At 32.3% G+C, this 26,653-nt stretch carries 28 protein-coding genes; 16 read left to right on the top strand and 12 right to left on the bottom strand.

Annotation, left to right across the window (positions count from 1 at the left end; all coding sequences use genetic code 11):
- Positions 1–54 precede the first annotated feature (54 nt).
- The 3 genes from ACY3JJ_RS08155 to ACY3JJ_RS08145 are packed head-to-tail and all read right to left on the bottom strand — an operon-like array spanning position 55 to position 3,938.
- A complete protein-coding gene (locus tag ACY3JJ_RS08155; protein WP_463091550.1) occupies positions 55–1,173 on the bottom strand; it encodes a baeRF10 domain-containing protein in 1,119 nt (372 codons plus the stop codon).
- A complete protein-coding gene (lon, locus tag ACY3JJ_RS08150; protein ID WP_463091549.1) occupies positions 1,139–3,517 on the bottom strand; it encodes an endopeptidase La in 2,379 nt (792 codons plus the stop codon). Before lon ends, ACY3JJ_RS08155 begins: the two co-directional genes overlap by 35 nt.
- Positions 3,518–3,536: 19 nt before the next feature.
- Positions 3,537–3,938, bottom strand: a complete 402-nt coding sequence (locus ACY3JJ_RS08145) for an Hsp20/alpha crystallin family protein (protein WP_463091548.1) — start codon at positions 3,936–3,938, stop codon at positions 3,537–3,539.
- Between the two features lie 151 nt (positions 3,939–4,089).
- Between ACY3JJ_RS08145 and ACY3JJ_RS08140 the strand changes: the two genes are divergently transcribed.
- Positions 4,090–5,286, top strand: coding sequence for a hypothetical protein (locus tag ACY3JJ_RS08140; protein ID WP_463091547.1), 1,197 nt, complete (start codon positions 4,090–4,092; stop codon positions 5,284–5,286).
- Positions 5,287–5,330: 44 nt separating this feature from the next.
- Here ACY3JJ_RS08140 and ACY3JJ_RS08135 read toward each other — a convergent pair whose 3' ends face one another.
- The 6 genes from ACY3JJ_RS08135 to ACY3JJ_RS08110 form a co-directional block, all read right to left on the bottom strand.
- Positions 5,331–5,642 (bottom strand): ArsR/SmtB family transcription factor, encoded by a 312-nt coding sequence (locus ACY3JJ_RS08135; protein ID WP_463091546.1) that lies wholly within the window; start codon positions 5,640–5,642, stop codon positions 5,331–5,333.
- 106 nt (positions 5,643–5,748) lie between these two features.
- Entirely contained in the window at positions 5,749–6,876 is a 1,128-nt protein-coding gene (locus ACY3JJ_RS08130) for a GNAT family N-acetyltransferase (RefSeq protein WP_463091545.1), read from the bottom strand.
- Positions 6,877–6,894: 18 nt separating this feature from the next.
- A complete protein-coding gene (gene rsmG / locus ACY3JJ_RS08125) occupies positions 6,895–7,617 on the bottom strand; it encodes a 16S rRNA (guanine(527)-N(7))-methyltransferase RsmG (protein ID WP_463091544.1) in 723 nt (240 codons plus the stop codon).
- Positions 7,618–7,626: 9 nt separating this feature from the next.
- Complete coding sequence (locus ACY3JJ_RS08120) at positions 7,627–8,862, bottom strand: SufB/SufD family protein (protein WP_463091543.1); 1,236 nt, start codon at positions 8,860–8,862, stop codon at positions 7,627–7,629.
- Positions 8,843–9,580, bottom strand: coding sequence for a Fe-S cluster assembly ATPase SufC (gene sufC / locus ACY3JJ_RS08115; protein WP_463091542.1), 738 nt, complete (start codon positions 9,578–9,580; stop codon positions 8,843–8,845). The genes ACY3JJ_RS08120 and sufC overlap by 20 nt, the downstream gene beginning before the upstream one ends.
- On the bottom strand, positions 9,577–10,014 hold the full coding sequence (locus ACY3JJ_RS08110) for an RrF2 family transcriptional regulator (protein ID WP_463091541.1): 438 nt from the start codon (positions 10,012–10,014) through the stop codon (positions 9,577–9,579). The genes sufC and ACY3JJ_RS08110 overlap by 4 nt, the downstream gene beginning before the upstream one ends.
- 147 nt (positions 10,015–10,161) lie before the next feature.
- Between ACY3JJ_RS08110 and dnaN the strand changes: the two genes are divergently transcribed.
- From dnaN to ACY3JJ_RS08080, 6 genes are read left to right on the top strand one after another with little or no spacing between them, the layout of a single operon-like run.
- Entirely contained in the window at positions 10,162–11,268 is a 1,107-nt protein-coding gene (gene dnaN, locus ACY3JJ_RS08105; RefSeq protein ID WP_463091540.1) for a DNA polymerase III subunit beta, read from the top strand.
- Positions 11,265–11,480 carry a S4 domain-containing protein YaaA gene (gene yaaA, locus ACY3JJ_RS08100; protein ID WP_463083492.1) on the top strand — a complete coding sequence of 72 codons (216 nt, stop codon included), beginning with the start codon at positions 11,265–11,267 and terminating at the stop codon, positions 11,478–11,480. The genes dnaN and yaaA overlap by 4 nt, the downstream gene beginning before the upstream one ends.
- A complete protein-coding gene (gene recF, locus ACY3JJ_RS08095) occupies positions 11,480–12,562 on the top strand; it encodes a DNA replication/repair protein RecF (protein ID WP_463091539.1) in 1,083 nt (360 codons plus the stop codon). The genes yaaA and recF overlap by 1 nt, the downstream gene beginning before the upstream one ends.
- Positions 12,555–13,037, top strand: a complete 483-nt coding sequence (locus tag ACY3JJ_RS08090; protein WP_463091538.1) for a DciA family protein — start codon at positions 12,555–12,557, stop codon at positions 13,035–13,037. The genes recF and ACY3JJ_RS08090 overlap by 8 nt, the downstream gene beginning before the upstream one ends.
- Positions 13,015–14,922 (top strand): DNA topoisomerase (ATP-hydrolyzing) subunit B, encoded by a 1,908-nt coding sequence (gyrB, locus tag ACY3JJ_RS08085; RefSeq protein WP_463091537.1) that lies wholly within the window; start codon positions 13,015–13,017, stop codon positions 14,920–14,922. Before ACY3JJ_RS08090 ends, gyrB begins: the two co-directional genes overlap by 23 nt.
- 15 nt (positions 14,923–14,937) lie before the next feature.
- Positions 14,938–17,001, top strand: a complete 2,064-nt coding sequence (locus ACY3JJ_RS08080) for a hypothetical protein (protein ID WP_463091536.1) — start codon at positions 14,938–14,940, stop codon at positions 16,999–17,001.
- Here ACY3JJ_RS08080 and ACY3JJ_RS08075 read toward each other — a convergent pair.
- Positions 16,991–17,122, bottom strand: a complete 132-nt coding sequence (locus ACY3JJ_RS08075; protein WP_463083497.1) for a hypothetical protein — start codon at positions 17,120–17,122, stop codon at positions 16,991–16,993. The two genes, ACY3JJ_RS08080 and ACY3JJ_RS08075, sit on opposite strands and share 11 nt — an antisense overlap.
- Positions 17,123–17,236: 114 nt before the next feature.
- On the opposite strand from ACY3JJ_RS08075, the gene larB reads away from it, so the two are divergent.
- Genes larB through ACY3JJ_RS08055 form a run of 4 tightly spaced genes read left to right on the top strand, consistent with a single transcriptional unit; the run spans position 17,237 to position 21,338 of the window.
- Positions 17,237–17,992, top strand: a complete 756-nt coding sequence (gene larB, locus ACY3JJ_RS08070; protein WP_463091535.1) for a nickel pincer cofactor biosynthesis protein LarB — start codon at positions 17,237–17,239, stop codon at positions 17,990–17,992.
- Positions 17,989–19,164 (top strand): nickel pincer cofactor biosynthesis protein LarC, encoded by a 1,176-nt coding sequence (larC, locus tag ACY3JJ_RS08065; RefSeq protein WP_463091534.1) that lies wholly within the window; start codon positions 17,989–17,991, stop codon positions 19,162–19,164. Before larB ends, larC begins: the two co-directional genes overlap by 4 nt.
- Positions 19,161–20,684, top strand: coding sequence for a glutamine-hydrolyzing GMP synthase (guaA, locus tag ACY3JJ_RS08060; RefSeq protein ID WP_463091533.1), 1,524 nt, complete (start codon positions 19,161–19,163; stop codon positions 20,682–20,684). Before larC ends, guaA begins: the two co-directional genes overlap by 4 nt.
- A gap of 12 nt (positions 20,685–20,696) precedes the next feature.
- Positions 20,697–21,338, top strand: a complete 642-nt coding sequence (locus ACY3JJ_RS08055; RefSeq protein ID WP_463091532.1) for a lactate utilization protein — start codon at positions 20,697–20,699, stop codon at positions 21,336–21,338.
- Here ACY3JJ_RS08055 and ACY3JJ_RS08050 read toward each other — a convergent pair.
- Both ACY3JJ_RS08050 and ACY3JJ_RS08045 read right to left on the bottom strand, forming a co-directional pair.
- Positions 21,335–22,009 carry a DUF554 domain-containing protein gene (locus ACY3JJ_RS08050; protein WP_463091531.1) on the bottom strand — a complete coding sequence of 225 codons (675 nt, stop codon included), beginning with the start codon at positions 22,007–22,009 and terminating at the stop codon, positions 21,335–21,337. The two genes, ACY3JJ_RS08055 and ACY3JJ_RS08050, sit on opposite strands and share 4 nt — an antisense overlap.
- Positions 22,010–22,020: 11 nt before the next feature.
- Positions 22,021–22,329, bottom strand: coding sequence for an ArsR/SmtB family transcription factor (locus ACY3JJ_RS08045; RefSeq protein ID WP_463091530.1), 309 nt, complete (start codon positions 22,327–22,329; stop codon positions 22,021–22,023).
- A 117-nt stretch (positions 22,330–22,446) separates the two neighbouring features.
- Between ACY3JJ_RS08045 and uidA the strand changes: the two genes are divergently transcribed.
- The 5 genes from uidA (at position 22,447) to rimM (ending at position 26,651) form a co-directional block, all read left to right on the top strand.
- Positions 22,447–24,192, top strand: coding sequence for a beta-glucuronidase (gene uidA, locus ACY3JJ_RS08040; RefSeq protein WP_463092599.1), 1,746 nt, complete (start codon positions 22,447–22,449; stop codon positions 24,190–24,192).
- A gap of 79 nt (positions 24,193–24,271) precedes the next feature.
- Entirely contained in the window at positions 24,272–25,582 is a 1,311-nt protein-coding gene (gene ffh, locus ACY3JJ_RS08035; RefSeq protein WP_463091529.1) for a signal recognition particle protein, read from the top strand.
- A 28-nt stretch (positions 25,583–25,610) separates the two neighbouring features.
- Positions 25,611–25,892, top strand: a complete 282-nt coding sequence (gene rpsP / locus ACY3JJ_RS08030) for a 30S ribosomal protein S16 (RefSeq protein WP_463091528.1) — start codon at positions 25,611–25,613, stop codon at positions 25,890–25,892.
- Positions 25,893–25,907: 15 nt separating this feature from the next.
- Complete coding sequence (locus ACY3JJ_RS08025; RefSeq protein ID WP_148806647.1) at positions 25,908–26,138, top strand: KH domain-containing protein; 231 nt, start codon at positions 25,908–25,910, stop codon at positions 26,136–26,138.
- 3 nt (positions 26,139–26,141) lie between these two features.
- Entirely contained in the window at positions 26,142–26,651 is a 510-nt protein-coding gene (rimM, locus tag ACY3JJ_RS08020; RefSeq protein WP_463091527.1) for a ribosome maturation factor RimM, read from the top strand.
- Positions 26,652–26,653: the final 2 nt, after the last annotated feature.

The raw sequence follows: 26,653 nt of genomic DNA, 5'->3' as shown, positions 1-26,653 counted from the left end.
ATTTAAGAATCAAGAAGATAATATTAAGAGGGGAGAATCTTTCTCCCCTCTTTTTTAATACCTCAAGAAAGCACCTATGTTATTTATCTTTTTTGCAAGTTCTTTATTTTCAATATATTTTAATTCTGCCCCTTCTATAATTGCATCTTCTACAATTTCATCTACTATATCTGATCTTTTGATCATCTTTATATTACAATAAGGACAAATTTCTAAATAAGTACTTCTAAAATAACATGATGGGCATTCATATCCTCCTTGTTCATAATTTTCTTCTACTAATATTTTCTGTACTCTCTTCTGATATACTTCGTGGGCAACATTTTCTAATCCCATGACTGCTTCCTTTCCTTTTGCATTGGCCACAATTAGACTTTCTACTAAGTCTTTAGTTTCTTTTTCTTCATAATTTTTAATAAGTTCATATGTCTTTTCAAGAATATCCTTTATTGGAGAGTCTAATTCTAAAGATATTTCACCAATTATTGAATTATGGAGCCTTTTAGGAAGAAGTTCTAGAAATTCAGAGATATTTTTAGGAGAAGTACTTCCTAAGATTATCTTTTCATTTGTATTTATTATTTTGTCTAAAAACTCAGCTACTTCTTTAAAATACCATATAACATGTGTTTCATGCCATCTTTGCCAATCAGATGCTTCCCATCCTCCTTGTTTATGTTTTTTTGGTATTTCTTCTCTTATCTCTCCTTCCTCATGAATTTCTCCCAAAAAATATTTGAAAACTCTGGCATCTCCTTTTGACAAAATTACTAAATAATAAGGGCTATTGGCAACTATAAGATGGGATAGGGGTTTTGTATAGGGGTCTTTATCTACTACTAATTTATTCTTAAGGGGAGGATAAAGAGGTATATAATATTCCCAATCTTTGGCACTACAGCTCATTAATATAATGGTATTGGCAGAACCAAAAGAGCCCTGATCTAAGATAGTCTCTATTTTTTCTAAATCTGAAAATACTGACTTTTTGATCTCTACCTCTAAATTTTGATTATTTAGATTATCTAAAACTGATTTTTTTAAATCTTTCCATATTATCTTATATTCCCCCTTGGGGTTTACCAAGGGGGATACATTTATGTAAAGAGTTGTTATCAAATACGGATAAAAATTAAGATTACCCAGTTCTTTCAGGATCTCTTTGCTCAGCATATTCCCTCACCCCCAAAAGAGCAAGATTTAAGACTTCATCGGCATGTTCCACAAAGTAAAAAGTTAGCTCATTTTTAACTTCTTCTGGTATTTCTTCCAAGTCTTTTTGATTTTCCTTAGGCATTATTACTGCTGTAAGACCTGCCCTGTGAGCTGCAAGAACCTTTTCTCGTATTCCACCTACCGGAAGAACTTTGCCACGCAAAGTGATTTCTCCTGTCATTCCAATATCTTTTTTGACAGGTCTCTTGGTAAGAGCTGAAGCTATAGCTGTTGCTATTGTTACACCCGCTGATGGGCCATCCTTAGGAATAGCACCTGATGGTACATGTACATGGATATCTGATTTTTCAAGAATTTCGTAACTTACATTTAGATCTTTTAACTTTGATCTCACATAAGAAAGGGCTGTTTTTGCTGACTCCTGCATTACTTCTCCAAGTTTACCAGTAAGTATAAGATTTCCTTTCCCTTCAACTACTAAAGCTTCAACAAAAAGAATATCACCACCTGCTTCTGTCCATGCAAGACCAGTAGCTACTCCTACCTCATCCTTTTCTCCTTTCATACCAAAGGTATATTTCTCTGGACCTAAGTATTTAGGTATATCTTCCTTATCAACAATCACCTTATCAGTAATACTTCCTTCTGCAATACCTTTTGCAATCTTTCTAATAATAGAAGCAATTTCTCTTTCTAAATTTCTTACCCCTGCCTCTCGTGTATATTCTCTTATAATTTTCTTTATTGCTTCTTCAGTAAATTCTATCGGATAATTTTCTAAACCGTGCTCCTTTAATTGTCTTGGTATTAAGAAACCTTTTGCTATTCCAAGCTTTTGATATTCTGTATACCCAGGGAGTTCTATTACTTCCATTCTATCAAGTAAGGCTGGAGGTATGGTATATAATACATTTGCAGTTGCTATAAACATGACCTTAGAAAGATCAAAAGGTACACCTAAGTAATTGTCTACAAAAGAATTATTTTGTTCAGGATCAAGGACTTCTAATAGTGCTGCTGATGGGTCTCCTCTAAAATCTGATCCTAATTTGTCTATCTCATCAAGCATAAATACAGGATTGTTAGACTCAGCTTTTCTCATTCCTTGAATAATTCTCCCCGGTAAGGCTCCCACATAGGTTCTTCTGTGTCCTCTTATTTCAGCTTCATCCCTTATACCACCCAATGATATTCTTACAAACTTTCTTCCAAGAGCTCTTGCTATGGATTTTCCAAGGGATGTCTTACCAACACCTGGGGGTCCTACAAAACATAATATTGGACCTTTCATGTCACTTTTTAACTTCCTAACAGCTAAGTATTCTAAGATTCTTTCTTTAACCTTCTCTAAGTCATAATGGTCTTCGTTTAAAATTTCTTCAGCTCTTTTTATATCAAGGTTATCTTCTGTAGACTTTGCCCATGGCAAGCTAATTAGCCAATCTAAATAGGTCCTTGTAACAGTATATTCGGCAGAGCCGGGTGGCATTAAAGCAAGTCTTTCTAACTCTCTTTCTGCTTCTTTCATTGCTTCGGGAGGGAGTTTTGCTTCTTGAAGTTTTTGTCTTAATTCATTTATTTCCATCTCTCTAGGATCAATCTCACCAAGCTCTTTTTGTATTGCTTTCATTTGTTGTCTTAAGAAATATTCTTTTTGGCTTTTTTCTATTTCATTTTTGACTTCGTTTTGGATTTTATTTGCAATCTCAAGGATCTCTAACTCCCTTGTAAGATAATAGGTTACTTTTTGTAATCTTTCCTTTATATCGATAGTTTCTAATATTTCTTGCTTCTCGTTAATATTTAGATTAGTATTAAAGGCTATAAAATCTGCTAATTTCCCTGGTTCCTGTATATTCATTGCATTAATTATTAGTTCTTCTGGAAATTGTGGTATTAAAGATGCCATCTTTTGGAATAGATTTAAAAGATTTCTCATTAATCCTTCTATTTCAACAGTTTTTTCTACCTTTTCTTCTATTACCTCTACCTTAGCTTTAAAATATGGTTCTGTCTGTGTAAATTCTCTTATTATTATTCTTTGTAATCCCTGTACAAATAGTCTAAGAGTATTGTCAGGAAATCTTAAGCTTCTTACTATTATTCCTACAGTACCAATCCTATGAATATCATCCGGTGTTGGTTCTTCCACAGGAGTTTTCTGCATACACATTCCAATTATTTTATTACCAGCAAGGGCATCTTCTACTAATTTAATGCTCTTTTCTCTTCCCACAACAAGTGGAATAAGCATTTGAGGATATACTACTGTTTCTCTTAGTGGAAGAATTGGTAGTTCTTCTGGGATATCTGGCATTTGGTTCATTTCTTTTTCTTCCATTTTTACATCCCTCCTTTCTTTACTTTTTGGGAAGAACAATCTCCAAAAACCCATTATTATATGATGCCTCAGCATTTTGAGCATCAACTTCTACGGGTAAAGGTATTACCCTTTCAAAAGGTCCGAAGTTTATCTCCATTCTGTGGTATATCTCAGGCTCTGATATATAGTTTTCTTGTCTTGTGCCTCTTAGGATTAATTTACCTTCATGAAAGGTAATATCAATGTCTTGAATTTTCACTCCTGCAATCTCTACTAGGACTACTACTTTATCATTGGTTTCATATACGTCTACTCTTGGCACCCATGCTCCCCATTGCATAGAGAATCGAGAACTTTCTCTATAGAAACAGTCGACAATTCTAAATATTTCCCCACCAAAAGGATCATCTCTTTGTGTAAATATTCTTTTCCTCTCCATAGTTTTATCCTCCGGAAACTTTGACATTTTTATATTTATCTTTATTTCCATTATATCATATTAATAAAAATGTGATTTACATCACTTTATTATTTATTTTTTAAATGATACAATGTAATTGAAAGAAATCTTTAAGAGAGGTGAGAGGAACATGAAAAATAAGTTAATTTTGAGCTCTTTCTTAATTTTAATCTTTCTTTTTACAGTATCTTACGGAGTGACTACAAGTTATAATTTTAAGGATCTACTTTATGATCCAAGGGCTATGGGTGTGGCAGGTGCTATGACAGCTCTTGCTGATTCGCCAACCTCTGCCATATATAATCCAGCTCTAATAGGTGAATATTCAAGGCTAACTCTTAAAGCAGGTCTTGGATTAGCACCTATTTCTAATGTGCAATCTTTTATAGATCTTTACAACACATTAAATAGTAATACAGAACCTCCAAATGGTGATATTAATACCTATCTTTCTTTTGCAGGATATCTACATCTTGGTATAAGTAAAATAGGAATCACACTATTTGGAGATAGTGATGTGAACTTTAATTTCCACAAATATACCTCAAATGATACTTCTGATGATCTAAAAGCTGATGTAAATATTACTGTAACTGCCAATCCAAATCTTAACGGTGCCTTAACCATTGCTATACCTGCCATAGATTTATTAGGCTTGAAACTAAATCTCGGTACTAATATAAGGTTAAACAATACTTTATATTATTATTACAATGAAAGTGTAAAAATAACTCAGAGTGGAGTATTATTAGCTGAAGGTTCAAATCAGCCCAATGAGAATGATTTTCATAAAAAAGTATATAATTCTATAGATGAAAAATATATTTCTCTTGACCTTGGTGCTTATATGAGATTTTCACCCTTTTTAGCGGTAGGTATCATGGCAAAGGATGCATATAGTGTACCTCTTGAAGGAAAAGAAATTTCTGGATATGAGGATGGGTATTATGATAGTAATGGCAATTATCACAAAAACACACCATATTCTGAAACTACTAATCCTATTGAGGTAGCCCTTCCATCTATGTCTTTTAAGGCGGGTGTATTTGTAAAAGTACCAGTTCTTAGCACAAAAATTGCGGTTGGAGCAGATCTTGATAGCAATCTTTCTCCTACATTATACAGGATTGGTTTTGAACAGCCTATAATGATGGTTGCTATATTAAGAGGAGGAGCTATTTTAGATACTCAATTTAATCCACAACTTTATACAGCAGGTTTCGGTTTGAATTTGCTTCTTCTTCAAGCGGATTTAGGAGTTGCCTTTGATCCTCTGGATCTTACAATGCCACAAGCCCTTAGTTTATCTGGATCTATAAAGTTCTAAGAGATGAATTTTTAAGGAGGGGAGAGAAATTCTCCCCTCCTTTTTTAGCTTTTTACTGCACGAAATCTGAGTTTATAAACTAAATTTAAAAGTTCCAATACTGAGTCATCTGCTAAAGAATAATAAACGAATTGACCTACGCGTCTTTTCTTTAAAAGACCTAAGTTATAGAGATCTTTAAGATTTTGTGATGTATTAGCGAAGGATGCATTTATAATTTTTGCTATTTCTCCTGCACTTTTTTCTCCATCTCTTAATGCACATAAGATATGAATTCTTACATAGCTTGATAAAGATTTAAATACATCTGCCAAAGCTTCACATTCTTCTATAGTGAGATTCTTTTTGTTTTCCATTTCTATTACTCCCTTTCTTAAATTTTATGAGTTCTATATAAGTATAAGAAAAATCTTTTTTATGTCAATATTCTTATCAAAAAAGTTTTGGGTTTTTCACCTCCCCTTATTGTATTTTCTTTTTAAATATTACAAATTTTTTATATAGAACTCCACCTACACCTTCTGCCTCACGGCACATTCTATTATTATTAGCATTTATGGTGGAACCTTCTGCAAAAACATATCCTTTTTTTCTTGCATATCTAAGAAGCTCTATAAAGAGAGCTGCAGGAACACCCTTTGATTGATACTCAGGAATTACAAAAAGTAAAAATACTCTTGCTCTATTTATTTTATTTTTATACATAAGGAACTTAAGCCACCCAAATGGAAAAAGTCTACCATTAAGCCTCTTTAATATTTGATTATAATCTGGCATAGCAACAGCAAAACCCACTGGGTTTTCATTAGAAAAGGCTAATTGTACAAATTCTGATGGAATAAATTTTACTAAATCTTTTGCCAGACTCAACATTTCTTCCTCAGTAGGAGGTATAAGATAATCATATTCTAAGGGTATGAGAGATTTCTCTAATATTTTCTGAAGGATTTTTGCCTCTTCAGGAACCCTTGAATAGTCTGCAGGCCTGGTGTAAAAATTATATTTTTTCTTAGCATATTCAATTACTTTTATCTCTTCGTCTAAGGGGAGGTTATTTAAGTCATATTTATAAGCTACAAATGTATGTTCTCTTTTAAAACCATAACTTTCGAAAAAATCGACATAATATGGTGGATTATATGAAGTATAAATAACTGGTGGATCCTCAAAATTTTCAACTAACATTCCTCTATAATCATCTCCATTTGTAGGAGATACAGGACCAACCATATCTTCCATTTCTCTTTCTTTTAACCATTCTTCTGCTTTATTTAATAGAGAAAAGGCTACTTCTTTATCATTTATACATTCAAAAAGGGTAACATAACCCTCCTTTTTATTTCTCCACTTATTCATTTTTTCATCGATACCTACTGCAATTCTTCCAACTATTTCCCCAGATTTATATGCATTAAAAAAAGTATGAGGCCCACTTTGAAATAACAAGCTTCCAGGGCTTTCTATAATTCTTTTCATCTCATAGATTAAAGGTGGCACCCAAAGAGGATCATTCTTATAAAGTTTAAATGGAAACATTATAAAGTCTTTTTTATCCTTTTTACTTTTTACCTCTTTAATCTCAATAGTCATTTTTGTTCCTCCCATTTTCTAAATTAGTGGTTTTTTTTCAGGGATTCCAGGCCTTCGTGGAAATTTATCAGGAGTTGGAGAGATTTTTCTAATAATTAATAGCTTTCGAGAAATGGTGGAATCTATAGAAATTGAGATTTCCTTTTCCAGGTTTCCACCAAGGATTGATATTACATTCTTAGCCATATACCATTCATTTATATTTTTTTCGGTGGCTTGACCGAGAAATAATCCAGAGATTTTTACAAAAGGTAAAGCATATTCCAAAACAATATTGGGTTTTGCTACTCCTCTTGCTAATGCCAAATCATAAGTTTCTCTGTATTGAGGATTCTTTCCTAATTTTTCTGCTCGGTCCCATATAATTTCAACTTTATCAAGATTTAATATCTTAATAAGTTCTTCCAAAAAAGAAACTTTCTTTTTTTGGGATTCGAGAAGGGTGATATAAAGGGTAGGGATAATAATTTTGATTGGAATGCCGGGAAATCCTGCTCCAGTTCCTATATCAATAACCCTTTCTATTTTTTCATCTTTTATTGGTATAATACATGTAAGAGAATCTACAAAATGTTTTAAGATAATCTCTTCCTCCCCCTCAAGAGAAGTTAAGTTTATCTTTCTATTCCAATCCTTTAACACTTTATAGTACAGAAAAAAATTCTCCTCTTGAGAGGGAGAAAGCTCAATACCTATATTCTTTACCTTTTCTCTAAGGATTTCTTTAAAACTTTCTTCCATTTAAACATATTATAACCCAGCTTTTTCTAGTTGGGCTACAGCATAATTAATTTGTTCTTTGGCTACCTTTGGAAGCCCTGGTATTTCTAAACTTAAAAATCCTCTTGTTATAGTTGACATGGCCTCATCTTTATCAAAACCTCTTGTTGTAAGGTATTCTATTTCTTCTTCATTAATTGGACCTATGGCTGCTTCATGAGACAATTCACTTTCTGGATGTTGAGCGTCTAAGATAGGCACAGCTACTATTTGAGAGGACTTACTAAGTAGTATTCCTCTACAATCTAAGAATCCTTTTGTCCCTTTTGCCTTGCCAATAATTTCACTTCTACTATATATCTTGGATGAGTCATTTGCTATGATTCTTGAGACAATTTCTCCCTTGGCCTCTTCCTCTTCAAAAACCAATCTTCCTCCGAGATCTATGTAGGAATCTTTTCTCCCATAGATGATACTATAGAGACGAGCAATAGCTCCTTTTCTCACATATACAGTTGGGTAGCTTTGGATTGATTTAACAGGTTTTAAGGTTACATAATTATTTATAAAGACACCTCCCTCTTCAACTAATACAGCAGTTCTTGGTCTTACATGAAATTCTTCTGACCAGTTATGTATCATTGTAAAGTAAAGTTTTCCACCTTTTTTTACATAAAATTCTGAGATACCTATATGGATTCCTGGTTGATCCTTAAGATGTGTAAGACAACCTGTAGTTACAAATATTTCTGCACCTTCTTCTACAATAATTATATTATGGACATTTTGACTTATATTCCCTTCCTTTATATATAGACAGGATTGAACAGGATGTTCTACTTTTTGGCCTTTAAATACTCTGATAAAGTAGCCTCCTGTAGGTTTTATTTCTGCCCAAGCAGTGTACTTATCTGTGTCTGGCGGAATTAATCTACTATAATAATTTTCCAACCAATCATATTTCTCAAGAGCTTCTTGAATAGACATTATTTCAAGTTTTTCTTTATATATTTCTTGTAATTTCTCATAAACCACACTATGGTTAATTTGAAAGTAGGTACCAGCTCTATCATTTTCTGAGGGGGTTATGCCAGAATATAAGATGTTCTCTTTTATTTCATCCGGTAGTTTTTCCAGATCACCTATTGGAGTTTCTTCTATTGTTCTCATATAGGGTTCTAAATCAATATCTGGTCCTAAAATAGCAGGCTTATCTTTAGCTTTAAAAGCTTTTTCTCTAATTTCTTTAAGATAAGTTTTGAGCATAGACCAACCTCCTTACATAATCATATCCTCTTTCTTCAATTTGATGGATTATTTCTAAACCATCTTTATACACAAATTTACCATCTAATAAGACAATTACAGAATCAGGCACTACATAATCTAAGATCTTTAGATTATGGGTTACTATCAGTAAATTACTTTCTTTAGCTATTTTTCTTAGAGCTTCACCAATAAGCTTTAAGGAATCTATATCTACTCCAGAATCAGGCTCATCTAATAAGGCTAGTTTTGGTTTTGCCAGAAGTAGTTGAAGTATTTCACTTTTTTTCCTTTCTCCTCCTGAGAAGCCATAATTGATTTCTCTTTCCAAGAAACTCTCATCTAAATCTAAAGATTTTAGATAGTTATAAATCTCAACTGGTAAGTCTTTTTTGGGATCTATATCTAAGATTTTCTTTAATATATCCTTTAATCTTACTCCTCTTACAGCTGGTGGAAGTTGATATGCAAGGAAAATTCCTTTCTTAAATCTTTGATCGGGTGTTAAATCAGTAATATCTTCACCATAAAAGTAAATCTTTCCTGATAACTTATACTTATGAAGGCCCATAATGGCACCGAGAAGGGTTGATTTACCAGTACCATTAGGTCCTAAGAGAACATGTACACCTTCCTCTAAGGAAAAATTTAATCTCTCTAGAATTGTTTCCTCTTTGATTTCTACCTTTAAATTCTCCACTCTTAACATTTCTGTCATAATGAAATATTTGCCTCCTTTCTTATATTTCCTGTAATTAAATCTTGTAAGGTAATATTGTTGAATAAATCTAAAATTTTAATCTCTATGAATTCCCAAGTATTTTTTGTCACACAAAGATTTTGTTTATCACATAAGTTGTTTTCATGTATACACTCTATAATTTGAATTGGTCCTACTAAAGCTTCTAATATTTCTTTTAATGTTATTTCTCTGGGATGTCTTGTTAACGAATATCCTCCTGTTATACCTTTGTAACTTTCTACTAAATTTGCTTTTCTTAAATCTAACATCAACTGGGCTAAAAATTCTTTGGAAATTTTTTCGCTATTTGCTATCTCAGATAAAGAAAGTCTTCCAATATTGTAATTTAGGCCAAGAAGAATCATAGCTCTTAACCCATATTCAATTTTTGCTGATACTTTAAACATCATTTCTCCTCTCCATAAATGTTTAGTGATTCACTCAATATATACATTTTAAGTCGGAATTATAATTTTGTCAAATGTAACTTTTTATTTTTTAGGCCTCAAGGTATAATTGTTTTATATAGAATAATTCATGAAAAGGAGGAAGGAAGGATGAAATTTATAACTCAAAGAGAAGATTTATATCAATCTTTACAGTTTGTTAAAAGTGCTGTAGCCACAAAAACTACTGTCCCTATATTAACTTATGTTTATATGAAAGCTGAAAATGATACTTTATATCTTCAAGGAAATAATCTTGAGATAGGTCTTGCTCTAAGTATGCCTGTAATAGTTGAGGAGCCCGGAGAAGTATGTCTTCCAGCTAGTATTTTTATTGAAGTTGTGGGAAAACTTCCCGATGTTACCTTAGAAATTCATGTAAATGAGAGAAATAGAGCAATAATTCATGCGGGTTATTCAGATATAGAGATACAGGGTGAAAGTACTGAAGAATTTCCAAAAGTAGAAATAGGCGATATAGGAGATAAATATAACATATCCTTAGATAGAATAGAGCTTGGAAGAGCTATTAAAGAAACTATTTTTGCTGCAGCTGAAGATGAGATTAAACAGGTTCTTACAGGTGTTCTTTTTGAGGGGAAAGATGGAAAACTTAATGTGGTAGCAGTAGATGGGCATAGATTAGCATTAAAAAAATTATACGTAGATAATGATTTTCCACCTACCATAATTCCAGCTAAAAGTTTAAAAGAATGGCATAAGATTCTAACAAAGGCTAAGGATGATAGGGTAAACATGGCAAGCCTTGATAGTCAAGTGGTTTTTAATTGTGGGGAGATATATTTTATTTCCAGACTGCTACAAGGACAATTTCCTGCTTATGATAAAATAATTCCCACTGATTTTACAGCATCCTTTAAGGCAAATAGAAAAGATTTTCTTGATCTTTTAGAAAGAATGGAAGTTTTTGCTGAAATTGATCAGACAAATACTGTGAAAATTACTATTAATTCCAATGAGGTAGTTGTATCTACTTTACCTTCTGAAAGAGGGTTTGCTAAAGAAGTACTTCCTGCAGAGATTGATATAAATGGAAGTTTGGAGATTGGTTTTAATGTGGAATATTTGATGGATCCCTTAGATAATATGAGTGTGGATGAGATAATAATGAAATTTACAACTGATTTAGGACCAGCATTGATAACTTCTCCAGAAGATGAAAATTATATGTATATATTAATGCCAGTAAGATTATGAAAGAGATAAAAATTTACACGGATACTATAACCTTAGGTCAATTTTTGAAGTGGGCTAAGATTGTGGATACAGGTGGACAGGCTAAAAATCTAATCCTTTCTGGTGTAGTAAAGGTAAATGGTGAGATAGAACTTCATAGAGGAAGAAAACTTAAGAAAGGGGACGTAGTAGAAGTAGGAGGAGAAAAATATTTATTAATAGGGGATGATTAGTGTTTTTAGAGGATTTGAGGATAATAAACTTTAGAAATCTTAAAAATGTACAATTAAAATTTTTCGATAAAAACATATTTTATGGGGAGAATGCTCAGGGAAAGACTAATCTCCTGGAGAGTATTTATTTTCTTTTTACAGGAAAATCCTTTAGAACACCATATGAAAAGGAATTAATAAATTGGAATGAGGAAAGTTTTTACATAAAGGGTAATGTATTATGGCAAAATCAAAAATTGATTTTAGAAACAGCCTTATCTAAAGCAGATAAAAAAATTAAGATAAACCAAAAATTATTAAAGAAGCAAAAAGATATGATATTTCTATTTCCCGCAGTTGTTTTTTCACAAGAAGAGATTGAAGGTTTCAAAGAAGGCCCATCTGAAAGAAGATATATTTTGGATAGATTTATTTCGACTCTTTCTTACAAATATCATAAATCACTTTCTGAGTATTATAAGGTTTTATATCAGAGAAATCTTACATTAAAAAGTGGTGGTAATGTAGAGATATGGAACGGTTCCTTAATAAAAAGTGGGACTTATATACTGGTAGAAAGATTGAAGATAATTAATAAATTAAGACAACTTATTCATAATATTTCTCTTGATTTTTTGGGAAGGGACTTTTTGGAAATAGAATACTACTCAATTATTAATTTAGAAAATATGAATGAAGAAAGTTTAATGGAAAATTTTGAACTAAAGCTAAAGGAATCATTTGAGGATGAGAATAAAAAAGGTTACACATTGGTGGGACCTCACAGAGATGATCTTAGATTTTACATAAAGAAAGATTCTCTTAGATATGATATGAGAAAATATGCATCTGCTGGTGAAAGAAAACTTGCCTTTATAATCTTTAAGTTAGCTACTATAAAACTTCTTTCCGAATTCAGAAGAGAAAAGCCAATTCTTATTATAGATGATCTTTTTGGAGATTTAGATGAAGAAAAGCAGAAACTTGTTTGGAATGGTATAAGTATGTTTCAGATTTTTATGAGTTTGCCAATGAGAATAGATTTTTTAAAGGATTGTCCACATTTTTTAGTGAGAAACGGAGAAGTATTCTATAATGAGTGATTCTTTATATTCAAAGCTTTGGGAAGTCTTCATAAGACTCAATTTAGAAAAGAAGTTATGTGAATATTTAGCTATGGAGAAATGGGAAGAAGTGGTAGGTGAGACCTTATCATCTCATACTAGACCGGCATATGTGAAAAATGGGATTCTCTATGTATATGTAGATAGCAGTGTATGGGTACAAGAACTTATGCTTTTTAAGAACAAATTAATAGAAAAAATAAATAATAAACTTGTTATTCCAAATATTATAAAAGATATCGTCTTCATTGATAAAGGTAGGAATTTTAAAGCAAGGAGAAAAACTACTATTAGTCAAAAACCTATACTTTCTTTGCGTGAAGAAGAAAGAATTGCTAAAATAGTTGAGGAAGTAAAGGATGAGGAGTTAAGAGAAATTCTTAGAAATTATTATAGAAACTTAGCCATTATGCAAAAAGGAGGTATAAAAGATGACCGTAACAAAAAAGGATAAATACACTGCAGACAGTATTCAAATATTGGAAGGTACAGAGGCAGTAAGGAAAAGACCAGGTATGTATATAGGAGATGTGGGAGTAAGAGGACTCCATCATCTTGTTTTTGAATTAGTAGATAACAGTATTGATGAAGTTATGGCAGGATATTGTGATTATATATATGTAGAATTGCGTAAAGATGGTGGAGTTGTAGTGTTGGATAATGGAAGAGGTATTCCAGTAGACTTACATCCTCAAGCAAAAAAACCTGCTTTAGAGATTGTTTTAACTACACTTCATGCAGGGGGGAAGTTCTCTAATTCTATTTATAAGATAAGTGGTGGACTACATGGGGTTGGACTTTCTGTTGTTAATGCTCTTTCAAGGAGATTAGAAGTAGAGGTAATGAGAGATGGTAAATTATATTATCAGGCTTATGAGAAAGGAAAACCTGTTACCTCTTTGATGGAAAAAGGTAGCACTGATAAAACAGGAACAAAGATACTTTTTTATCCAGATCCTGAGATTTTTGAGACTACGAAATTTGATTATGAAATTATTGCAAATAGATTGAGAGAGTTAGCCTTTCTAAATCCTGGTGTTACTATCGAATTAAAAGATGAAAACACCAGTAAGAGTAACGTATATAAATATGAGGGCGGTTTAATACAATTTATGGAATATCTCTCAAAGGGTAAAGAAGTATTACATGAACCCTTTTATTTTAAGAGAGAAGAGGAGAATTTAGTTATAGAAGTAGTTCTCCAATACAATACTGGATATGACGAATTAATATTGTCTTACGTGAACAACATACATACTATTGAGGGTGGAACTCATGTAACAGGGTTTCGTTCAGCTCTGACAAAGGTAGTAAACAGTTTTGCTAGAAGTTGGGGACTTTGGAAGGAGGCTGAATCATTATCTGGTGAAGATGTAAGGGAAGGATTAACTGCTATTATAAGTACTAAGGTTCCTAATCCTCAATTTGAAGGGCAAACTAAGACAAAACTTGGTAACTCAGAGGTTAAAAAATTTGTAGAAAAGGTTGTAGAGGAAGAGTTAACAGAGTACTTTAGTAAAAATTCGGATATTGGAAAATTAATAATTGGTAAGATTATTGAGGCTTATAGGGCAAGACAGGCAGCAAGAAAGGCAAGAGAGCTTGTTAGAAGAAAGAGTCTACTGGAGTCTACCTTACTCCCTGGAAAATTAGCAGATTGTTCTGAAAAAGATCCCACGAAGTGTGAACTCTTTATAGTTGAGGGAGAATCAGCAGGAGGTTCTGCAAAACAAGCAAGAGATAGAAGATATCAAGCTATTTTGCCTCTAAGGGGTAAAATACTAAATGTGGAGAAAGCTCAGCATCTTACCAAAATTCTGTCTAGTGAAGAGATAAAGACTATAATTGCATCCTTAGGAACAGGTATAGGTCAAGATTTCGATTTATCTAAACTTAGATATCATAAAATTATTATTATGACTGATGCTGATGTGGATGGGGCTCATATAAGAACTCTTTTACTTACATTCTTTTATAGGCATTTTAGGCCTCTGATTGAGGGAGGATATGTTTATATAGCTCAACCACCATTATACCTTTTAAGAAAAGGTAAAGAAGAAAGATATGCTTATTCCGAAGAGGAAAAGGAGGAGATTTTGAAGAAATGGGACTATCCGGATAATGTATATATACAGAGATACAAAGGTTTGGGGGAAATGGACCCAGATCAATTAAGAGAAACCACTATGGATCCTCAAAAAAGAATTCTTTTGCAAGTTACCATAGAGGATGCCTTAGAAGCAGAAAGACTTTTTTCTATACTAATGGGAAATAATGTGGAAGAGAGAAGAAATTTCATAGAGCAGAAAGCAAAATTTGTGAGAAATTTAGACATATAGGGATTTAAGATGGGAGTGGGTTGTAGAGAAATAATAAGAGAAGATGAAAATTTCTATACTCTTAGGATTAACTGTACATCAGATTTATCTAAAAAGCTTATTGATTTAGGAATAAAGTGGGTTTATAAGGGTGATCAAAATTTATTATGGGATGCTCTTATTACTGATTTAGTAATTTATAATAGTTTAAGAGAGAAATTACCTTTTGTTCCTTTTATACATGATGAGAAACTTGGTACAGGGGATTATAGACTGATTCCTTTTTATAAAGATCCAGGGAGATATACTCTTACTGAGGATTATGCAGGAAAATTGACGGGAGCGGTATATATAAATCAAGATATATCTTATGGCCTTTTGTATGGGGTTCCAATTGAGCCTTCTGAATATAATGATTTAAATTTCAAACTATTGTGGTTGGCAAAGGATTGGGGGAAATTTAGGGATATAATAAAGCGAGATGACAATTTTTCGAAAAGCTTGGCTGACTTTGGTTTTTCTTTAGACTATGAAAATTATTCTGTTTTTACAGGATCTGGAATAATGGCAAATAAAGTGACATTAACTTCATATTTCCAAAGGAATCCTAAGGCAGAAATATATTATTTGTTTTCAAAATCCATAGGATGGTATGGAATTGTACCTCGTTATCCTGAAGAAATAAGTCTTTCAAGTATATATTTTGATGATGAGCTATTAAGATATTTGAAAACTCTTTTTATCTTAGGATTAAGAGGAACTTTAAAACAAGTAAAAAATAGGGAAGAAAGGAAAGGAATTTTAAAGAGAGCAAGAAAAATATATAACTGGGCCAAGGAGATCTTAGAGGAGCAAAACGTATCAATAGCTGATTTTCAAATAAGGCTTGCAGAAAAGATAATTAAGGATATATCAGAAGATTATAATTTTAATTTTCAGAGAACATCAGATATACTTAAAATTGCATCTTACGAAGATTTAAAAAATAAAAGCTTCTATTATTTCTTTGATTTATTATTGAAATATCCTATTATATTTTCTAATGCCTACAATTCAGCTCTAAATAAGGCAAGGTTACCTCTGAAAAGAGTAGTAATGAAAGAAAATGCTTTACAACTGCCATATTTTTTAGAGATCTTTAATTTCCAGGGTAATAGGAAGGTATTGATAAGATGTAATTTAGAAATAATTAATCAAGATAAGCCTTATATTAGATTATCTTCTCCTCATTGTAAATCTTTTGTTCTGGTGTCTAAGGAAAATCTTGATAGTGCAGAAACTTTTCTCAAAACTTTATATGATTCTGGTAAGTTTCCTTATGGATTTGCTCTTATTGGTAAGGCAGGTCCATTTATGGCAGAAATGAGAAAGCATCCCAGAGTATTAGCGGTTCCTGAGGAAGGATCAAAATATGCTCCAATGGTAGATTATTTTTTAGGAGAATTGAATTCTTATCTAAAAAGTATTCCTGATAGTCATCTTATTAGGGTAAGGCTTAATCTTTTAGATAATTTAGATAAAATGGATTTAGATATACAAGTTCCTAAATTTATAGAGATATATTTAGGCAAGAAAGTTATTAATTCTAAAGAATTTTCTAAGATTTGGAGAAATAAGGTTGAACAAGTTTCAAAATTTTTGGAGATTATAAAAGGTTTAGAATTAGGAGAGTATTTTCATCTTGCCAGTTTTATATTATATGAGAAGGGGTATTCGGTTGATTTAGGAAGAAGTATTAAATTAGTTAAAAAGTTAGAGTCCAAAGGATATGATGGAATATTTAAAAATTTCACATTTCCTGAAAGTTTCTTATTGATGCTCTACAATCTTTTAAGTGAACGAAAAGAAGTTATTAAAAGAATAAAAGAAAAGAAGTTGGAGGCTCCTCGTGAGCTTTTTGAGTTAAGGGATTTTATTGAGTATAAAATCCTATTTCTTTTTGGTGTTCTTATAAGGAGCCTCCTAATTTTTAAAAAATCATTACATTACCTTAACTATAGACCTTATTCAATTATCTTGTATCTAATTTCCCCAGAATTTATTAAACATCTGATAAGGAATTCAGAATTATATTTAGAAAGAGTGGAATTTAAGACTTAGCTATAAATTGAGGACAGCAGTTTTCAGCTTTTACAGGTATACCGAAGCAAGTGCCACGAGATGGATCATTAGGATTGGGTTGATAGAATTTACAATTTTTGCATTTACGATCCTCTGCCATACTCAACACCCCCATCCTTTTTTATTAATTATTATTTTATCACTAAACCCTTTTAAAAAAGAAGAAATTAATGTATAAATATTACTTAAAAATTCTTATCTAAGGAGACAGAGAATGAAAGAGAAAGTTAGAGAAATATTAGACAAGGTAAAGAGAGGAGAATTATCTGTTGAGGATGCTATGGATAGATTAAAAATTCTACCTTACGAAGATGTACAGTTTGCTAAAATCGATCACTTAAGAGCTCTTATTAGAGGATTTCCTGAAGTTGTATTCGCAGAAAGAAAGACTCCTGAGCAAGTCATGGAAATAATGGAAAGATTAGTAAAAGTGAATAATAGGGTTATCGCTACAAGGGCAAGTAAAGAGATTTTTGATAAGGTAAAGAGCAAGATTGAAGATGCGATTTATTTTGAAAAAGCAAGGATTGTTGCAGTATTGAGGGAAGAAATAGATAGGAAAGGCAAAGTTATTGTTTCTTGTGCAGGAACTGCTGATCTTCCTGTGGCTGAGGAAGCAGCAGTAACATGTGAGATAATGGGAAGTAATGTTGAGAGAATCTATGATGTAGGGGTAGCTGGAATTCATAGATTATTTGATAGACTAGCTGAATTTCATAAAGCAAATGTTATTGTTGTAGTGGCAGGAATGGAAGGAGCGCTCCCTTCTGTGGTAGGAGGATTAGTAGCAAGACCTATAATAGCTGTACCTACCAGTGTAGGATATGGCGCTAATTTTAATGGCCTTTCAGCTTTGCTTACTATGTTAAATAGTTGTGTTCCTGGGATAGCGGTGGTTAATATTGATAACGGATTTGGTGCAGGATATTTAGCAAATATGATAAATTTGATGGTGGAGGAGAAAAAATGAAGATATTATATTTTGATTGTTTTTCAGGAATAAGTGGAGATATGATTTTAGGAGCCCTTTTGGATTTGGGATTAGATGAAGAATTATGGAAAAGTGAGCTTAAAAAGATTCCTATTGAAGATTATGAAATTGAAGTAACAAAGAAGAAAAAAGGAGCACTTTATGGTACAGATGTAAACATAAGGATAAAAGATACTAAAACCCATAGACATCTTCGGGATTTAATTGATATTGTGAAAAAAAGTAGTCTATCCTCGGATATCAAAGAGAAAGCTAAAAAAATTTTCTATAAAATTGCTGAGGCAGAATCAAAAATTCATAATGAATCCATAGAAGAAGTACATTTTCATGAGGTGGGAGCTTTAGACACTATTATAGATGTTTTAGGATCTTTGATTGCCATAGAAATTTTAAATGTGGATGAAATTTATTCTTCTTCTCTTCCCTTAGGTGGAGGGGTTGTTGATACGAATCATGGAAAAATTCCTGTTCCTGCTCCTGCAACCTTGGAGATCCTTAAAGGTGTTCCTGTTTATACTGATGGGAGAGAAGGGGAATTAGTGACACCAACAGGAGCTGCTATTATAACTACTATTGCAAAATCTTTTGATAATATGCCTAAGATGAAAATTGAGAAAATAGGATACGGATGCGGAAAAAAGGATTTTCAGTTTCCTAATCTTCTTAGAGTGGTTTTAGGAGAAAAGGACGAAAATATGGTATTGGATGAAAAAAATATAGTTTTGGAGACTAATATTGATGATATGAATCCACAGATTTATGGATATTTAACTGAAAAGTTGTTTAATGAAGGGGCTCTTGATGTTTTCTTAACTCCTGTATATATGAAAAAGGGTAGGCCTGGAGTTCTACTTACAGTCATAGCAAATCCTATATATGAAGGAAAATTATCTGAAATTATTTTTAGAGAAACAACCACTTTAGGAATAAGAAAATATTATGTAGATAAGAGATTTATGATAAGGGAGATTAGAGAGATAGTTACTCCTTGGGGTAAAGTTAGGGTTAAAATTTCTAAATATGGAGATATTGAAAAAACATACCCTGAGTATGAGGATTGCCGAAAAATCGCCGAAAAAGAGGGTATACCATTGAGGGTTGTTATTTCAGAGATTGAAAAAGTTTTACAGAAGGAGTTTGGTAATCTATGATCGCTGTTATAGATTTTGGCTCTCAATATACTCAGCTTATAGCCCGTAGATTTAGAGAAATGGGAGTATATTCAGAGATCTTACCGCCAACAGTGAAATTTTCGGAACTAAAAAACAAAGATGTAGAAGGTATAGTACTTTCAGGAGGACCTAACAGTGCATACGATTTTAACTTAAATTTTGATATGGATATTTTTTCTGGAAAGATTCCTGTATTGGGCATATGTTTTGGCTTTCAATTAATGGCTCAAATTCTTGGTGGGAAGGTAGAAAAAGGCGAAAAGGGTGAGTTTGGTTTAACTAAGGTAAGAATTGTTAAAAACTCCTTATTATTTAAAGGGTTAGGTGAAGAGGAAAAGGTATGGATGAGTCATTATGATGTGGTAAAAGAATTACCACCTTCTTTTGAGGTTTTGGCTTATTCTGAAAATAATTATATTGCTGCAGCTCAGTCCCAAACAAATCCTCTATTTGCTGTGCAGTTTCATCCAGAAGTTACCCATACAGAAAATGGGAAAAAGGTATTGGAGAATTTTGCTTTTGAAATTTGCAAGGCTAAGAAAAATTGGGATTTAGGAAGGTTTGTTGAAGAAAAGATCAAGGAGATAAAAGAGAGAGTAGGAGAAGATAGGGTTTTACTCGCTGTCAGTGGAGGGGTAGATTCTTCAACTTTGGCGGTATTATTACAGAAAGCTATAGGAGATAAGTTAACTGCTATTTTTGTGGATCATGGTTTATTGAGGAAAGGTGAAAAAGAAGAGGTAAGTAATGCGTTGAGATCCTTAGGAGTGAATTTAGTAGTCGTTAATGCGGAAGATAGATTTTTAAATAGATTAAAAGGAGTGAGAGATCCTGAAGAGAAGAGAAAAATTATTGGACATGAGTTTGTAGAAGTCTTTCTTGAGGAAGCAAAGAAAAGAGGTCCTTTTAAATATTTGGCTCAGGGAACTCTATATCCTGATGTTATAGAAAGTGCTGCTTCATCTACAGGTATGGCTGCTAAGATAAAGACACATCATAATGTGGGGGGGCTTCCTGAAAATTTAAAATTTGAATTAATAGAACCCTTTAGATATCTTTTTAAAGATGAGGTACGAAAAATTGCTGAGATTTTAAATATCCCTGATTTTATTATTAAGCGACAACCATTTCCCGGCCCAGGGCTTGCTGTAAGAATCTTAGGAGAGGTAACAAAGGATAAATTAGAGATTCTTAGAATGGCTGAAAATATATTACAGGAAGAGTTGCAAAAGTGGAGTGAATATGAAAAAATTTGGCAATCATTTGCTGTACTTCTACCTATTAGAACAGTGGGAGTTAAAGGAGATTTTAGATCTTATGAGTATGTTATAGCTTTAAGGATTGTAGAGAGTGAAGATGGGATGACAGCTAATTTTGTAGAAGTACCTTATGATATACTTGGTAAGATATCAAGAAGAATTACTAATGAGGTGAAAGGTATTAATAGGGTGGTTTATGATTTAACGGATAAACCGCCAGCAACTATAGAATGGGAGTAAGGAGGTTTATTTATGGGGGATCTTAAGGGATGGTTAGAAGAGAAACAACTTAAAAGAACAGCAAATATTTTAAAAGAAAGGGGTTTTGAAGTTTTTTTAGTAAATGATAGACACGAAGCAAGAGATTTAGTTCTTAAAATGATACCTGAAAATGCTAAAGTAGGAGTAGGTGGGAGCGTTACTATTAGAGAAATAGGGGTTATTGAAGAGTTAGAGAGAAGAGGTAACAAAGTTATTCATCATTGGAAGGAAGGATTATCTCCTGAGGAGGATTTAGAAATAAGAAGACAAGAGTTGTTATCTGATGTTTTCCTTTCCAGTGTTAATGCTTTGACTTTTTCAGGGGAGATTGTAAATATGGAAGCAATTGGAAATAGGATAGCAGCACAAATTTTTGGTCCTAAAAAAGTAATTGTAGTAGTAGGTAAGAATAAGTTAGTTATTAATCTGGAAACCGCTATATGGAGAATTAAGAACGTGGTAACACCCCTTAATGCAAAAAGATTAAAACTTGAACTTCCTTGTGCAGAAGAGGGTTATTGCATTGATTGTAATCATCCTAAAAAAATATGTAGAATTACTACTATTATCGAAGCTCCTCCAGCTAAAACACCTTTTTCAATTGTATTAGTGAATGAAGAATTAGGATTTTAAGGAAAAATATGTATAAAAATTGGAATAAGGAATAGGGCAGGTAATAGATTAGCAACTTTAATTTGCTTAATATTTAACAAATTTAATGCAATGCCTAATATTAATACTCCACCTACTGCTGTCATCTCTTGTACTATTATGTCTGTAAAAAATGTACTGATGAATTTTGCGAATAAAGTGATACTCCCTTGGACTACTAATACAGATATGGCTGAAAATATAACACCTAAACCTAAAGCTGAAGCTAAAGCTATGGAAGCAGTTCCATCTAATAGGGACTTAGTATAGAGAATTTGAGGAGATTGTCCTAATCCATCTTGTAATGATCCCATTATGGTCATGGGTCCTATACAATAGAGGAGTGTTGCAGTAAGAAATCCCTTTGCAAATGAATTTTTCTCTTTTGCAAACCTTCTTTCTATCATATTTGAAAATTTTTCTAACCCCTCATGAATTCCTATTAATTCACCTATTATACCTCCTATTACTATACTAAAAACCAATGCTAAAAATTTTTCTCCTTTAATAGCCATCTCCATACCTAAAGGTAAGCATATCAATCCTAATGCATCCATAAGTGACTTCTGTAAACTTGAAGGAATTCTTTCCTTAAAAATTGTTCCTATGGTTCCTCCAATTATTACAGCAATAGCATTAAAGATTGTTCCCATCTTTTTCCTCCTTATTTTGTTATTTTTTCTGATAACTCTTTTACTTTCTTTATAATATCCTGGATTTCTGGATGAGCTATATAGTAATATACAGACTTGCCGTCTCTCTTTGTCTTTAATATTTTGATCCTTTTTAATAAAGTAAGATGTTGAGAAAGATTAGGTTGTCTTAAATCTAAAATCTTAAGTAATTCAGAGACAGTATTAGGTTCTTTAGAAAGCAGAAGTAATAGTTTGATTCTTATAGGATGAGCTAATATTTTTAGAAGGTCGCTCATATTTTGTAATGTTTCATAAGAATAAATTTCTTTGTTTTCCATATTTTATACCCTCCTTTCTTAGAAAATATTAATGATATTTTAACATAAAAAACTTAAAACTTTTAAATTTTTGGTATAATTTTAAAATAGATTTTAATGTTTATGGAGGAAGATTTAATGCTTTATCCTATAGAAACGGAGACAAGAGAAGTAAAAGACCTTTCAGGGATTTGGGATTTTAAGTGTGATGGGGAAGATAGTTTTATTCTCATGCCTGTTCCTGCAAGTTACAATGATATAACTCAAGATATAACTCTTAGAGATTATGTTGGGAAGGTTTGGTATAGAAAGAGGACTTTTATACCAATTAGTTGGAAAGAAAAAAGAGTCTTTCTAAGAATAGGATCTGCAGCCCATTTTTCAGAAGTGTATGTAAATAATGTAAAAGTTATGGAGCACAAAGGTGGATTTTTGCCTTTTGAGGGTGAAATTTCATCTCTACTAAAATACGGGGGAGAAAATGAGATACTAATATCTGTTGATAATACTTTAAGCTGGGATATTCTTCCACCTGGAGAGTTAAAAGTAGTAAATGATGAGATACATCCAAAAGAGTATAAAGTATTGGAATACTATTTTGATTTCTTAAATTATTCGGGGATTCATAGGCCTGTTTTGTTATATACAACCCCGATGACTTATATAAAAGATATAAAGGTAGAAACAGATATTAAAGGAAAGGATGGATTGGTAAAATACAAAGTAAGCTTAGAAGGAGAAATAAATAATATTATAGTAAATTTAAGGGATACAAATGGAAATTTCGTAGCTTCGTGTAATTCTTTTAATGGTATGTTAGAGGTTAAAAATGCTGATTTATGGGAACCAGGAAATCCTTATTTATATACACTTGAAGTGAAAATTTTTTTAGATAAGAAACTTATAGATTGCTATAGATTAGATATAGGAATAAGAACTATAAGGATTGATGGCAAAAGATTTCTAATTAATAATAAACCTTTTTATTTTAAGGGTTTTGGTAAACATGAAGATTCTGATATAAGAGGGAAAGGGTTAGACCATGTAATAAATATAAAAGATTTCAATTTATTGAAATGGATAGGTGCTAATTCTTTTAGAACATCACATTATCCCTATAGCGATGAAGTGCTTTTTTTAGCTGATAAATATGGTATAGCGGTTATAGAGGAAGCACCTGCAGTTGGTATGAATTTATGGAATCCAGAGAATAAGGTTTTTAGGAAAGGACGAGTCGATGAAAAAACTTTAAAACACCATCTGCAAGTCATGAAAGAAATGATAGATAGGGATAAAAATCATCCTTCTGTTGTTATGTGGAGTGTGGCAAATGAAGCTGCAACTTTTGAGGAGGAATCTGAAGAATATTTTAGAAGGGTTATAGAGGAAACAAAAAAGCATGATCCAACAAGACCGGTAACAATTGTAGAAAGTACTTCTTATAAAGATACAAAAGTAAGTAAATATGTGGATGTTATTTGTGTTAATCGCTATTATTCATGGTATACTGATCCTGGAAATTTAGATATTATAGAATATCAATTAGAAAAAGAATTGAAAAATTGGTATGATAAATTTGGAAAACCTATTATACTTTCAGAATTTGATGCAGATACTATTACTGGATTTCATAGTGATCCTCCTTTAATGTTTACTGAAGAATACCAATGGGAGATGTTAAGGTGCTTTATGGAAACCTTAGATAGATTAGACTTTGTAATAGGTGAGCATATATGGAATTTTGCCGATTTTATGACAAAACAAGAAGTAAGAAGGGTTCTTGGTAATAGAAAAGGAATATTTACTAGGCAGAGACAACCTAAAATGGCAGCTCATTTCGTGAAAGAAAGATGGAAAAAGATTCCAGATTTTTGTGAAAAATAGAGATTATTGACAATAAATTCTATATTGTCTATAGTATGCTAAGTGTGAAAATTTAAATTTATGGGGAAGAAAGATAAAAATGTTTGAAAATTTAACAGGTAGATTGCAGGATATTTTTAGAAGACTGAGAGGAAAAGGAAGGCTCTCAGAGAAAGATATTGAAGAAGCTCTAAGGGATATAAGACAAGCTCTCTTAGAGGCAGATGCTCATTACAAAGTAGTGAAAGAGCTTCTTAATAATGTAAAGGCTAAGGCATTACAGGAAGAAGTTTTTAGAAGTGTTACACCTGCTGAGCAAATTATTAAAATTCTTTATTATGAATTAATTAATATTCTTGGAGGGGATAGGGCTAATATTAATATTGGGGTTAGAAAACCAGGAATTATTTTCTTAGTAGGACTTCAAGGATCTGGTAAGACTACTACAGCTGCAAAGCTTGCATATAGGCTTTTACAGGAACAAAGAAGAGTGGTGCTTGTAGGTGCAGATACTTTTAGACCAGCAGCTAAAAAACAGTTACAGGTTTTGGGAGAAAAAATAAAGGTCCCGGTTTATGTAGATGGTAAAAACCCACAAGAAATAATTGAAGGAGCGATAAAATTTTCACAAGAAAGATTGGCGGATGTCATGATTGTAGATACTACTGGTAGGCTACATATTGATGAGGAGATGATGAAAGAATTAGAGGATTTAAATAAAAACTTTGAACCCTCAGAGATTCTCTTAGTAGTGGATGGAATGACAGGGCAGGATGCCGTGAATATAGCAGAAAAATTTAACGAACTTTTACCAATTACAGGTGTAATTCTTACTAAGTTAGATGGTGATGCTAGAGGTGGTGCAGCTTTATCTATAAAAGCTGTAACAGGTAAGCCTATAAAGTTTATTGGAGTAGGAGAAAAGATTGAAGATTTGGAATATTTCTATCCTGATAGATTTGCGTCAAGAATCCTTGGAATGGGTGACCTCACATCCTTAGTTGAGCGTATAGAAAAGAATATTGAAATGGAAAAAATGGCAAAATTAGAGGAAAAGCTTAAAAAGTCAAAATTTGATCTTGAAGATTTCTATATTCAACTTAAAGAACTTAAAAAAGTGGGATCATTTGATCAGATTTTAGATATGTTACCTTATGTGCCAAAAGATAAAATTAAACCAGAAGTAGGAGAAAAGGAAATTAAAAAATTTCTTGCTATAATAGAGTCGATGACTCCAGAAGAGAGAAGAAATCCTTCCATAATAAATGGGAGTAGAAGATTAAGAATTGCCAAAGGTAGTGGTACTTCTGTACAAGATGTGAATAGATTATTAAAACAGTATTTTCAAACTTTAGATTTGATAAAACAATTAAATAAAGGTAAAAAATCTTTCTTTCCATTTTTAAGATAAAATAAATCTAAGAAGGAGGTGAAGAAATTTGGTAAAGATTCGTTTAACAAGGATTGGAGCAAAAAATAGTCCAGCATATCGAATAGTGGCTATGGATAGTAGAGAACCAAGAGATGGTAAACATTTAGAGATCTTAGGATATTATGATCCTAAGACTGATCCAGCCACTGTACAATTAAAAGAAGAAAGAATATTATATTGGCTAAGTCAAGGAGCCCAACCTACCGATACTGTTCTTGGTTTGCTCAAGAAGTATGGTGTTTGGGATAAGTTCCTTGCCTTAAAGAGAACTGTTAAAAGTTCTGCATAAAGGGGGCTTTTGTTAATGAAAGAGTTATTAGAGTATATTGTTAAAGCTATTGTTCAGAAACCTGAAGAGGTTGAGGTTAGAGAAGTAGAAGGAACTAAGTCAGTAATACTTGAAGTAAAAGTAGCCCCAGAGGATAGGGGTAGAGTTATTGGAAAGCAGGGACAAACTGTTAAAGCTTTACAGACGATAATAAGAGTAGCGGGTCTTAAAAAGGGTAAAAAGGTGGTAATAGAAGTACTACAATGAGGGATGGCTTCTCGTTTGGTAAGAATAGCTAAGATAGGAGAGCCTTTTGGAATAAAAGGTGGATTAAAGATATGGCCCTTCTACGACTATCTATTAGATTTAAAGAAGGGACAGAGGATATACTTGTCTTGGGGAGATACCCTTATTGTAAAGAAGGAACTATCATTGGAATATATAAGAAAACATAATAAAGGGTTTGTTGTTTATTTTACTGAAATAAAAAATAGAACAGATGCAGAAAAACTAAAAGGAAACTGGCTTCTATTAGAAGAAGAAGATTTACCGGTTCTACCAGAAGGTTATTTTTATTCTTACCAAATAATGGGTCTTCCTGTATATGAATTGGAAGGAAAATATTTGGGAACTGTGAAGGAGATTTTAGAAACAGGAAGCAATGATGTTTTTGTAGTGGAGGGAGAAGAAGAGATTTGTATTCCTGCTATTAAAGATGTAGTAGTAAAAGTAGATCTAAAGGAAGGAAAAATTATTATTAAAAAGATGCAAGAGTATTAGTT

It is taken from the genome of Dictyoglomus sp. DH (assembly GCF_055181375.1).
Note: the sequence above shows the minus strand (reverse complement) of the source record. Positions and strands in the feature narration are given on the sequence as shown.